9 protein-coding genes, 1 pseudogene and 2 riboswitches are annotated in these 12,464 nt (G+C 37.9%); of the genes and pseudogenes, 4 read left to right on the top strand and 6 right to left on the bottom strand.

Annotation, left to right across the window (positions count from 1 at the left end):
- Nucleotides 1–26 precede the first annotated feature (26 nt).
- On the top strand, nucleotides 27–299 hold the full coding sequence (locus Q1B07_RS04270; RefSeq protein ID WP_299087567.1) for a DUF1232 domain-containing protein: 273 nt from the start codon (nucleotides 27–29) through the stop codon (nucleotides 297–299).
- Nucleotides 300–496: 197 nt separating this feature from the next.
- Nucleotides 497–973 carry a small multi-drug export protein gene (locus Q1B07_RS04265; RefSeq protein ID WP_299087233.1) on the top strand — a complete coding sequence of 159 codons (477 nt, stop codon included), beginning with the start codon at nucleotides 497–499 and terminating at the stop codon, nucleotides 971–973.
- A 105-nt stretch (nucleotides 974–1,078) separates the two neighbouring features.
- Here the strand turns inward: Q1B07_RS04265 and cstA are convergent, their stop codons facing one another.
- The 3 genes from cstA to Q1B07_RS04250 form a co-directional block, all read right to left on the bottom strand.
- Nucleotides 1,079–2,872: a carbon starvation protein CstA gene (cstA, locus tag Q1B07_RS04260; RefSeq protein WP_299087235.1), complete on the bottom strand. Its 1,794-nt coding sequence runs from the start codon at nucleotides 2,870–2,872 to the stop codon at nucleotides 1,079–1,081.
- Between the two features lie 127 nt (nucleotides 2,873–2,999).
- Nucleotides 3,000–3,734, bottom strand: a complete 735-nt coding sequence (locus tag Q1B07_RS04255; protein ID WP_299087237.1) for a LytTR family transcriptional regulator DNA-binding domain-containing protein — start codon at nucleotides 3,732–3,734, stop codon at nucleotides 3,000–3,002.
- Complete coding sequence (locus tag Q1B07_RS04250; RefSeq protein ID WP_299087239.1) at nucleotides 3,731–5,488, bottom strand: sensor histidine kinase; 1,758 nt, start codon at nucleotides 5,486–5,488, stop codon at nucleotides 3,731–3,733. Before Q1B07_RS04250 ends, Q1B07_RS04255 begins: the two co-directional genes overlap by 4 nt.
- Before the next feature lie 263 nt (nucleotides 5,489–5,751).
- Between Q1B07_RS04250 and Q1B07_RS04245 the strand changes: the two genes are divergently transcribed.
- Nucleotides 5,752–6,516: a sulfite exporter TauE/SafE family protein gene (locus Q1B07_RS04245; RefSeq protein ID WP_299087241.1), complete on the top strand. Its 765-nt coding sequence runs from the start codon at nucleotides 5,752–5,754 to the stop codon at nucleotides 6,514–6,516.
- 81 nt (nucleotides 6,517–6,597) lie between these two features.
- On the opposite strand, the gene Q1B07_RS04240 is transcribed toward Q1B07_RS04245, so the two are convergent.
- From Q1B07_RS04240 to Q1B07_RS04230, 3 genes and pseudogenes are all read right to left on the bottom strand, one after another.
- Nucleotides 6,598–7,848 carry a cation:dicarboxylase symporter family transporter gene (locus Q1B07_RS04240; RefSeq protein WP_299087243.1) on the bottom strand — a complete coding sequence of 417 codons (1,251 nt, stop codon included), beginning with the start codon at nucleotides 7,846–7,848 and terminating at the stop codon, nucleotides 6,598–6,600.
- Nucleotides 7,849–7,963: 115 nt separating this feature from the next.
- Nucleotides 7,964–9,352 (bottom strand): amino acid permease, encoded by a 1,389-nt coding sequence (locus Q1B07_RS04235; protein WP_299087245.1) that lies wholly within the window; start codon nucleotides 9,350–9,352, stop codon nucleotides 7,964–7,966.
- A 116-nt stretch (nucleotides 9,353–9,468) separates the two neighbouring features.
- A riboswitch (Lysine riboswitch) is annotated at nucleotides 9,469–9,650 on the bottom strand.
- A 229-nt stretch (nucleotides 9,651–9,879) separates the two neighbouring features.
- Nucleotides 9,880–11,696, bottom strand: a pseudogene (locus Q1B07_RS04230) (APC family permease).
- Between the two features lie 165 nt (nucleotides 11,697–11,861).
- A riboswitch (cyclic di-AMP (ydaO/yuaA leader) is annotated at nucleotides 11,862–12,004 on the bottom strand.
- A gap of 149 nt (nucleotides 12,005–12,153) precedes the next feature.
- Between Q1B07_RS04230 and Q1B07_RS04225 the strand changes: the two are divergent.
- Nucleotides 12,154–12,294, top strand: a complete 141-nt coding sequence (locus Q1B07_RS04225; protein WP_299087247.1) for a bacitracin ABC transporter ATP-binding protein — start codon at nucleotides 12,154–12,156, stop codon at nucleotides 12,292–12,294.
- The last annotated feature ends 170 nt before the right edge of the window (nucleotides 12,295–12,464 follow it).

Genomic DNA, 12,464 nt, shown 5'->3' with positions numbered 1-12,464 from the left:
TTACCTTAAAAGGGGTGATTCGTTTGATTAAGTTTTTTAAAAGAATAAAATTTATCCTTAAGTTCTGGAAGTTCATTCCTTTCTTAAAAGATTTTTTTCTTTCAAGAGAGGTTGTACTCCATAAAAAGGTACTAGGGGTTTTATTAATATTAACCTATGTCTTTTTCCCATTTGATTTAATCCCAGACTTTTTATCACTACTTGGGATTGTCGATGATGTTGTAATTGCAGGATTTATTTTAGATGGAATGATTAAAATGGCTCCAGCGTCATTAAAAGACAAATATCAGCTTCACTAATCAAGATATATGGAGTTACACCATTTTATAAAAAATAACAAAACCTATAGCATTAGCTTTTTGCTCAGCTTGTAAAGAAAAGGATTCTATTTTCTTTACAAGCTTTCTTTTTTTCAAAAATTAATATTACTATGAAACTTTTTGCAAAATTGGTGCGTATATGTATTCAATGAAAAGAATAACGGAGGGCTATGTTAATGATGGAATGGATTCAACAAACTGATGGAATATGGCAATATGTTATATTATTTGTGCTCGCAGCAGCACCGTTATTAGATGTATTTCTTGTAGTGCCACTTGGGGTAGCATTAGGTCTAAATCCGATGGCAGTCGGGGTTATTGGTTTTGCTGGGAACTTTTTAATAGTACTTCTTTTTGGCTTCTTCTTTAAGCAACTTTCAAAATGGAGAGATAAAAGACGACAAAAGAAAGGTATTACAACTCCGTCAAAAAGGGAAACAAGAGCAAGAAGAATATGGGAACAATATGGACTTCCCGGTCTAGCTTTAGTAGCACCAGGGATAGTTGGAACAGACTTAGCAGCAATCTTGGCCCTAAGCTTCGGATCTTCTCGTCCTCGTGTTATCTCTTGGATGGCTATTAGTCTTGCACTATGGACCATCGCATTGACAGTTGGTTCTGTATATGGTTTCGGTTATATGAATTTAATATAATCATAGATCAAAATATCACTTAGTTTTTCTTATACTATCATCCATAAAATTTTAAAGATCGCTACCTAAAAAGTAGCGATCTTAAATTTTTTTTTCCTTATAAGATTAAGCGGATGTCACTTGCATTTGGACACGAGGCGAGTTCCATAGGTCCAACCATTTCTTAATTGCTGATACCAAAATGACGACCCCAAGTATTAACATAATGACTGATAAAATACCATTTAGAACACTGAAACCAGCTGCCTCAGGATTTAAGTAAACATTTTTTACCATCCAATAGCCGGCATAGTTTACAGTCATAAATAAGTATGACAGCGGAATAAGGCATGTTAACATATATCTTCGTTTATCAGCTATTTTCAAGATCACCGTTGCACCGATTATTAACCCAATTGATGCCATTAGCTGATTCGATACACCAAATAATGCCCAAACAGAACCTATATCTCCCGAATAGAGAAGATATCCCCACATAAAGCATGCAATAGCACTAGCCATAATGTTTCCTGGAAGCCAATCCGTTTTCTTCAGCGGTTGATAAAATTCACCAAAGAAATCTTGAATAAGATAGCGTGCTACACGGGTTCCTGCATCAATGGCCGTTAAAATAAATACCGCTTCAAACATAATAACAAATTGGAAGAAGTAAGATGACAAGGTCTCAAACCACGGAATGCTTGTAAAAATATAGGTCATACCCACAGCCAATGTAACAGCTCCACCTGTTCTTCCCTCTAAATCCAAGCCTATTTCACGGGCAAGCTCAGGCAGGTGAACGACCTCCATTCCTAACGTTTTAAAAACCTCAGGTGTTGAGTTAATGGCAAAATAATCTGCCGGCTGAAGAGCAGTGGCTGCGATTAATGCCATAATGCCAACCAAACATTCAACCAACATTGCTCCAAAACCGACTACTTTAATATCACTCCAGCGATTGAGCATTTTTGGTGTTGTTCCCGAACCGACAAATGCATGGAATCCAGAAATAGCTCCACAAGCAATTGTAATTGAAATAAACGGCCATACCGGTCCGGCTAAAATCGGGCCACCCCCTCCAACAAATTCCGTAACAGCAGGAAAATGAATGGATGGATTAATTATGAAGACACCAATAATTAATGCAATAAAGACGCCAATTTTCATAAAGCTGCTTAAATAATCCCTTGGAGCAAGCAATAGCCACACCGGCAAGGCTGCTGCAAAGAAAGCATAGACTGGTAAAATAATAGCTAATGTTTTTGTGTCAAATGTAAGGAATTCCCCAAATGCAGTACCCTGTATAGATGGTCCTGCAAAAACACCTATCATAAGTAAAATAAAACCAACTGTTGAGGCTAATTTTAGATTTCCAGTTTTCTTATAAAAGAGACCTACTCCCATTGCAATTGGAATGGTGATCCCTACAGCAAAGGTACCCCATGGATTATTTTCAAGAGCATGAAGAACAACCATAGATAAGCCGGCCATTGTAATTGTAATAATAAATAACATGGCAAGACCAGTACAGAAACCAGCTACAGGTCCTAGTTCTTCTTTCGCCACTTCTGAAAGGGACTTCCCTTTTTTACGCATTGATGCAAATAACACGACAGCATCATGTACAGCGCCTCCAATAACCGCTCCAATTAATAACCAGAGCAAGCCAGGCAGATAGCCGAATTGTGCTGCGAGGATTGGACCTACTAGCGGCCCTGCAGCGGCAATCGCTGCAAAATGGTGTCCAAAGGATACCCATTTATTAGTAGGAACATAATCCTTTCCATCATTTAATTCATGTGCTGGGGTTGCCTTTGAATCATCAAGCTTTAACACTTTAACAGCCATAAATGTACCGTACAGCCGATAGGCAATCATCAAGATACACATAGAAGCAACCACTATTGTAACCGCATTCATTTAGTTGCGACCTCCTTTTTATAATGTCTACTTTCATCTTACTATTTGTAAACGCATTGATAAGGATTTCAGCATAGAATGCAAGAATAAGAGTTTGAGTTACAAATTTTTTAAATTGAAATGCATATTAAAAATCAAGTAATTGTTTAAGATCCTTTGTATATGTTCTACTAACCGGTACTTTTTCTCCATCTTGCATAATTAAATTATACGTAGAGTGAAACCAAGGCTCAATTTCCACAATGGCATTCACATTTATAAGATAAGCTCTATGAACCCGAATGATATCATGAGACCTAAGTCTTCGTTCAAAGTTTACCAGCGGTTCACTCACTTGATATTTGTTTTTATCCGTTACAACAATTGTTTTTCCCTCAATCGCACCTAAATATAGAATGTCACTGACTTTTATAATGACAATCCGTTCTTCCACCGTAATGGCTAATCGGTCATTTTCCTCTTTACGTTGTCCCTTGTGAGCTTTCACAGCTCCCCTTGAGTCAAGCAATTGAGAAAGCTTTTTTATCGTTAATTGAACTCGAGATTCATCAAATGGCTTTAATAAATAATCAGCGGCCTGCAATTCAAAAGCTTTTAAAGCGTATTCATCATAAGCCGTCGCAAAAACAATCTCTGGACGATGCTTTAGCTTCAGAATTCTATTTGCTAAATCCAATCCACTTTCATCTGCTAACTGGATGTCTAAAAAAATGACATCCGCTTCAACGATAAGAAGCTGTTCCAGTGCACTCTCAATCGATTCCGCTTCTCCTGCTATTTCTACCTGTTTTGTTCTTTTTAAAAGATATGATAACTCGTCTCTTGCCAGAGGTTCGTCATCAACTAAAAACGCTTTTATCACCCTAACTCCTCCAATAGCTCCCATGATAATGGTAATGTAATGGATACCTTTGTTCCATGATTTTCTATACTATTTATTTGAAAAGAACCCTCTTTCCCATAGAGCTCTTCAATTCTATTTTTTATATTCCAAAGAGCTGTACCAGTCCCTTCATCAGATTGAACGGTTCCCCTTCCGATTGATTCGAGTAAATGCTGAGGAATTCCCTTTCCATTATCCTCGGCTATGAGAATCATTTTTCCACTTTTTATCTGCGCACTAACCAGCACTTTTCCATTTTTCATCTTTGGAAAGGCATGGCGTATAGCATTTTCTACTAGAGGCTGTAAGGTAAACGGCGGAATTAAAACAGACATTAAAGCAGGATCGATGTTAATATCAACCTCATATTTATTTGGAAACCGAGCTTGTTCAAGAGTTAAATAAGCTTTTACATGCTCAAGTTCTTTCTCAAGGGGAATTAATAATTGCCTTGCCCCTTGCAGATTGCTCCGAAAAAATGTACTTAAATTTAATAAAAGTTTCCTTGCTTGATCTGTATCTGTGCGAATTAAGCTGGAAATAGTATTGATGGCGTTAAACAGGAAATGAGGATGAACCTGAGCATGTAAGGCTTTAATTTCAGCATCCTTCAAAAGTTTACGCTGCAATTCCGCTTCAGCAAGCTCTAACTGTGTAGAAAATAGTCTGCTAAGACCTTCAGCAAGTTCTTTTTCAACCTTGTCCAGTTTGCTTGGCTTCATATAATACAGCTTTAAAGTACCAACAGTCTGCTCATGTGCCTTTAATGGCAAGACAAGGGCTGCATGTAAAGGACAATCCCCTTTATAACATTGAATCTCCGCTTTTGAAAGGGCAACTTCAATTTCTCCTGACTCCAGCACTCGCCTTGTTAATCCCGTTGCTAGCTGATGTGAAGGTTTATGATGGTCTTCTCCTGCTCCTACATGTGCTAGTGCACGCTTTTGATTCGTGATGGCAATCGCATCAGCCTTGGTACCGTTTAAAATAATTTCTGCAGCTTCCCTGCACGAATGCGGGTTTAACCCTTGTCGAAAAAAAGGAAGCGTTTGCTGTGCGATGTATAGAGCTTTTTGTGTTTGCAAGGCACTTAACCTTTCTTTTTCAAGAAAAATATTTTGAATAATAAAGATAAATAATAACGTCCCGAAACCGTTAATCACAATCATCGGAAAGGCAATCACTTCAACAAGGTTAAGAGCGGCATAAAAAGGCTTCGCAAGTAGTAAGATAATGCCCATTTGCACACATTCCATTAAGATTCCGATGGCCACAGCTCCCCAAGGTGAGCGGTTTTTCTTCATTCCAAACCTTTTTCCGATTAGACCTGTTACGATTCCAGCTAAAATTGTAGAAACCGCACAGGCAACAGCTGTAAACCCTCCTAAGGTAAGACGGTGTATGCCTGCAATGAGTCCTACTCCAAGTCCAACAAAAGGACCTCCTAACAACCCGCCAATCGCAACTCCCATTATTCTTGTATTTGCAATGGCACTATCCATATCAACATCTGTATTCCAGGTGTGCGCCATGATTGTACCATTATAAACTAAAACTCCCGTATAATTACTAATGATCCCAAACAATCCAAATACAACAATTAAAAGGACTTTTTCTTTTAATGAATGCTCATTATGAATAATTTGACGAAACGATTGCATCCTTGAAAGTAAAAAAGCAACAATAATGAGAATTCCGACCCGCTCAATCATTAACGGCAATAGTTCAATCATAGATAATTCTCCTTCTCACAAGCTTGCACTCCTTTTATACAATTCTTGCATAAATGAAGGATTTTTTCAAAATGTATTAGCGATTAGAAAAACAATGAATATAATAATTCGTAATGAAACTGCAAGTATTAGAAATGAGAAAACATCTGTGTTTAGGCTTTTTATAAAAAAATTAGCTGAATAGTAAGAATTTTATTTACTAAACAAGGCTAATGGGTTAAAATCATATAAACATACTCGGATTTTGATCAGGAGGCTACCAAATGAGTATTAGTATTATGATTATGGGATTAGCAGTTGGTATATTAGTAGGTTTAACAGGTGTTGGCGGTGCCGCTTTGTTAACTCCTCTTTTAATAGCTTTAGGGATTAATCCTACGATTGCAGTAGGAACAGACCTTGTCTATAATTCCATTACAAAATTATTTGGATTTGCACAGCATTGGAGACAGAAAACCATCAATTTTAAACTAGTAAAATATTTAGCTTTCGGCAGTATTCCTAGTGCAGTGCTTGCGATCGGAACTCTTCATTTATTTCCAGCACTTCATCAGCACCAGGAGAAAATCATTACTCATGCTTTAGGATATGTTCTGACATTAGTTGCTATCTCGATATTACTTCGAGTATTTTTCGATAAGAAAATTCGCCCGAACAAGTGGCAGAGCCTGCCATTAGAAAACAAAAAAGCCTTAACGATTTTCATTGGGGTCATCTTTGGATTCATCGTTGGCTTAACATCGATTGGCTCTGGATCTTTATTTGCAATTGCCATGTTATATCTATATAAAATGAAGACATCTGAGCTCGTTGGTACAGATATTGCACATGCCTTTTTGCTAGTCACAGTGGCCGGTATCTTAAATGCTAGCTTTGGCAGTGTGGATTATCTGCTTACACTTAACTTATTATTAGGTTCAATTCCCGGAGTAATTGCAGGCAGCATGCTGTCTACTAAAGTATCTCCTAAACCTCTTCAAGCCGTAATGGCTACAATCATATTAGTTAGTGGATTGAAGCTCATTTAAACAAAGAACCTCTTCAATAAGAAGAGGTTCTTTGTTGTTCTCTGCTATTATTACCGTATGCTGTAGTGCCAAAAAAAATCCTTATGCAATTTGCTTATTGGGAGCAGCACTTGGTCTGAACTCTCCCTCCCACTTGGAGATAACCACTGCTGCCAGTGAGTTTCCTACGACATTCACTGCTGTTCTAGCCATATCTAAAATACGGTCAATCCCTGCAATGAAAGCCAAACCTTCAATCGGAATACCAACTGTACCTAAGGTAGCTAACAGGACAACAAACGAAACGCCTGGAACACCTGCTATACCTTTAGATGTGACCATTAGCACAAGCAGTAAAGAAATCTGTTGTGATAGCGATAAATCAATGCCATACATTTGCGCAATGAAAACAGCTGCTAATGCTTGATATAAAGTCGAACCGTCTAAATTAAACGAATAACCTGTAGGTATAACAAATGAGGAAATGGCTTTCGGACATCCGAATTTCTCCATTTTCTCCATAATTCTTGGCAATACTGCTTCAGAGCTGGCTGTTGAATAAGCTAATAGCAATTCATCCTTTATGATGCGGATAAAGTGAAAAATATTAACTCCTGCTAATTTCGCAACGAAACCTAGTACGACAATGATAAAAAACGCCATCGTTAAATAAACAGTAATCACTAATTTTCCTAGTGGTATAAGAGACTCTAAACCAAATTTTGAAATTGTTACCCCTATTAAAGCAAAAACACCAAAAGGAGCAAACTTCATAATTTGATTTGTCATGTAAAACATGGCGTCAGCTGTGCCTTGGAAAAAGGCAAGGACAGGTTTCCCCCTTTCTCCAATTGCTGTAAGAGCAAAACCGAATAGGACAGAGAAAAAGATAATCGCCAGCATATCGCCTTCAACAAATGATGTAAAGACATTACTTGGTACAATATGGACAAATGTTTCAGCGATGCCATGACTTTCTACATCCTCAGATGTTTCAACATAACTATTAATATCTGTTTTTTCAATTGCTCCCATATCCACACCTGCACCAGGCTGGAAGATGTTCGCAACTGCGAGACCTAATATGATGGCAATCGTCGTAATAATTTCAAAATAAAGTATGGTCTTGCCGCCTAAACGACCAAGCTTTTTTGTATCACCTACACTTGCAACACCAACGATAATACTTGAAATAACAATAGGTACCACAATCATTTTAATCAATCTTAAGAATATATCACCAATCGGTTGTAAGTATGACGCCACTTGTTCATTTCCATAAAAAATGGCTCCTACAATAATTCCGAGGATGAGTCCAATAAGAATTTGCCAAGCTAGCCCAATTCTTTTCAAATTGATTCCTCCTATCTAAATCTAGTTTACATCAATCCCAACTATTTATATTATATTAAATTTTATTTTTTCGCAAAAATAATAGACGCGATATTGGTTAATCTAAAATCGTTGGTTATTCGGCTTCATGACCAACTTGACTGTTAGTTTTTTTACGATTTACAAACGGATAAATAATAATACCTGCTAGAAATAATCCAATTCCCAACGAAAATGTCGTTAAATCTGAGATTCCTGATTTAATAACCCATACCGAATAGATAAGTGCTAAAACTGCAATCAAACCGTCGAACCATCTAGAACCTGCTATACGATCATATGTTTCTCCTTTTATCACAAGCTTTAAGAAGAATAACGCTGAAACAAAATAAGGAATAAGATAGGCCAGTGTTGCAGAAGTTGTCAAAAATGTATATGCCTCACTAATCGTACCTGAAATGACGGAAAGAATAAAAATTTGCGACATAGCATTTGTAACGGTTAAAGCACGAACCGGGCTTCCTTTCTTATTTACCTTGGCAAAAAAGCTTGGAAAAGTTCCTTTTTTTGCCGCTTGATAAGGCACTTCAGCACTTAGAAGGATCCAACCGATTGTCGAGCCAAGCAATGAAACAATCGCAAGGATGGCCATAACGGTTGCACCCATGTCGCCAATCATAACAGAAAGCGCATCTACGAATGGTTTGTCAGAAGCTTTTAATACCTCCTGCGGTAAAACGCCCATGATCAGTAATGTAATTCCTGTATAGATCGTTAACGCGATAAACAAGCCAATAATAGTTGCGCGGCTGACATCGCGTTGAGATTTTGCCCGTCCAGATAAGATCACAGCAGACTCAATCCCAACAAATGCCCATAGGGTCGAAATCATCGCTAAATTGATTTGACTGGATAATCCATGTGTTTGTCCATTAGCATCAACAACAGGTGAATATAAATCTCCTAAATTTGAGGATTGAAATGCAAAAAGCGCTGCGACAATAAATAAAACAAAGCCAATAATTTTTGTAGAAGTTGCTACAACATTTACTTTTCCTCCAACATTTAGGTTCGTTACCAAAATGAAATGTGTTCCCCATAGTAACAGGGTACAAACAATAAATGTCACAAGTCTCCCTAATTCAACATCTTGGTTTCCAATTGTAAACAAAATGGATGGGTTGCTCATGATAGGAAAGAAAGTAGATAGATAGCCTGCAAAGCTTGTAATAATCGCAACGTTACTTATCCAGTTTGCGATCCAATATCCCCAAACCATACCAAAACCGGCAACATTTCCCTTATTCTTTGATGCAAATAATTCACGTGCATAGCTTTGAGGCCCAGCTGTTAAATCAGGCCTGCGGATTGCTAACTTACCAAAGACAAGGGCAATCATCAAAACACCCAGCCCGGTAATGATCCATGCAAAGGTTACCCCTAAAGGACTTGCTGTCTGTGCAAGTGTGCTTGGAAGCATAAAGATGCCCGAGCCTACCATATTTCCAACTACTAAGGAGGTCAAAACTTAAAGCCCCCATTTTTTGTCTATCATAAGAATTCCTCCGAATTGATAAATGATATTAAAAAAACGCATAGATTCATACTCTACGCGTTCTTATTCAAAAAACCCGCATCCTATCCCGTAATAGCTCTCCATAGAAAAAACCTATGACAGTCCTGCACTTATTCAGTGCAGTCCCAGCAAGGATAGCTGTGTGGTCATTCCTTGCTTCGGCAACAATTCCTTTTGTTTCTTCTTCCATGATCCCACCAGATCTCAGTAAGAACTACTCTTAATTGTTGCAACCTCTACCTCACCAGGATAGCGATGAGGATTTTAACTCTATTTAATTAACTAGATTTGAGAATAGCAAATCATCTTATGATGGTCAATCATTCAGCAAAAAGCTCTAATATTCTGTTTCTTCAGAATGATTTCCTTGCTAAAATACAAAAACCTTCTATTCCTTAAAATAGAAGGTTTTATCACAATTTACTCACTTAAGCTAAGATAGATTCATGGTATAAATTTTCATATCTACCAACATTTTATTCCTTTAGATGATAAGGAACTGTAGTAACTACAACATCTTTCCTATACAAAAGCACAGCCCGAATTAACAAGCTTGACTGATTATGAAGAATATAGTGCCATCTTTTCTTCGGAATAAATTGCGGGATTAACACCGTGACCCGATAATTTGACTCATCTGCTTTATGTTCCACTGTATCAATAAATTTTGATAGCGGCTGGATGATGCTTCTATAATATGAGTGTAATGTCACTAGCCGAATATCCGGCTGCCATTTTTCCCATTTCTGTTCAAAGGTTTTTTCATCCTTTCGTTCAAACGAAACATAAACAGCAATGATTTGGTCAGCATTTAAAGATTTCGCATAATTTAATGAATTCTCTACAACATGAGTAATTCCTGCGACTGGAACAATAATCACATTTCCCTCAATTGGTTTAACTGGTTCACATGTTGTGATTCTTAATTGGTTTCCTACTGCGTCATAGTGCTTTTTCACCCGATGAAAAATGAACACAAGAATTGGCAGGAAAACCAACAGACCACACCTGGCCAAATTTAGTGATAAAGAACGTCATCATAACTAAAAAGCTAATGAATGCCCCGACAAAGTTAATTGTCAGCTTTACCACCCAGCCATCAGGCTTTTCACGAATCCATTTAACCAGCATCCCTGTTTGAGATAAGGTAAATGGTATGAATACACCAACTGCATAAAGCGGAATTAATTGCTCAGTATGTCCTCTAAAGGCGATAATCAAAAGAATGGAAGCCACTCCAAGAAATATGATACCATTAGAATACCCTAAGCGATCTCCTCTAATGGTAAACATTCTTGCCAAATATTTATCCTTTGCAAGATTAAAAGCCAATAGAGGGAAAGCAGAATAACCGGTATTTGCCGCTAGAATAAGAATCATAGCTGTTGTTCCTTGAATGAAGAAATACATGAAATTCCTTCCAAAGGTTTCTGATGCTATTTGTGAAACAACCGTTTCCTCTGCTTTTGGTGTTATACCATAGTAATAGGCTAAATAAACAATACCCGAAAATAAAATCGCGAGCAATATCCCCATTGCTGTCAGCGTTTTCGCTGCATTATTCGGAGCTGGGTCCTTAAAATTGGGGATCGCATTCGAAATCGCTTCTACACCAGTTAAAGCAGAACAACCTGACGCAAATGCTCTAAGCAGCAAAAACAAGGTTATACCAGTAACCGGCGACCCAACAGGTGCATGAAGCTCTGGTGAGACATGACCAGTCACAATCTGATATAAGCCTACTCCAATTAAGACAAACAAAGCGAAAACAAATAAGTAAACTGGATAGGCTAAAAAGGAAGCTGATTCAGTAACCCCTCTTAAATTCAAGATAGTTAAAAACACAACAAGTAAACATGCGATGATGACATTGTATGAATGTAAGGCAGGAAAAGCGGAAGTAATCGCATCTGTTCCCGCCGACACACTAACTGCTACAGTCAGAATATAGTCAACCAATAATGAACCGCCTGCAACAAGCCCTGGATTTACTCCAAGATTCTCTCGTGAAACGACATATGCCCCACCTCCGTGCGGATAGGCAAAAATAATTTGCCGATAGGAGTGCCAATAAGAGAAATAATACGCCAATTGCGATTGGGATTGAGTACCAAAAGGCAACGGCACTTACTGTCATTAAAACAAGCAAAATTTGTTCTGGCCCATATGCAACAGATGATAAAGCATCAGAAGATAAAATAGCCAGAGCTTTCTTCTTATTCAGTTTTTGTTCCCCTAATTCTGTTGACTTTAAGGGGCGACCTATTAAGATTCTTTTTACCGTAGATACCATTTCTTACACCACCACGTTTTTTTGATTACACGCTTATATTCCCCACATTCAGGGATATAAGCCTTCAATAAGATCAATTTATATCTTTTTTAGGAACGCCAAAAAGCCCACAAAGGCACCGTTAATAGCTTGTGGACATTCATTTTGTCTGTCACACCAGCTCCACCTTCCTCTCATAACGCTTACGGAGTTAGCTGTCGGGTTCGGGACAAAAGAGTATCCCTACCTGTTAAGGATTCACCCCAAAGGATCAATGATCCACGTGAAAATGGGTCCCCCGTTCCTAATGGATTAAGCGATTTGAATTATGAAACTGATGATTATCATACTCCTAAGATTTTGCTATGTAAATACCTAATCGTAATTTTTTCTTGTTGAACATAAAAAATGAGTCTGGAATATTCATGATGAAAACGTCAATGATAATGATAGGTAAAACGAGTAAAGGGTGAATGACATGTCAAAGGAAAAGAAGCTCTTATTATCGGACGAGTTTTTAAATGAGGTGGCAAGAGAAATTAACCTGCTATATGGACATCCCCAGCCAATAGAAGATCATAATGAGGCAATAAGAGAAGATGGTAATGAAGGTAAATAACCCAATCTCCTCATAAGAAAAGCGTAAGCGCCTTGATCAGCCTAGGGCAAATAAGACGCTCATGAATAGAAGGCGTTCTTTGCCTTCAATTCATGAGTGGCTAGACCCTAGAGGGGCTAGGCGCTGGAGCTAGACACTAAAACTAAGTACAAAATTTTATACTTTCTTAC

It is taken from the genome of uncultured Metabacillus sp. (genome assembly GCF_947503125.1).
Classification (GTDB): Bacteria; Bacillota; Bacilli; order Bacillales; family Bacillaceae; genus Metabacillus.
This window is presented reverse-complemented; position numbering and strand designations above follow the sequence as displayed.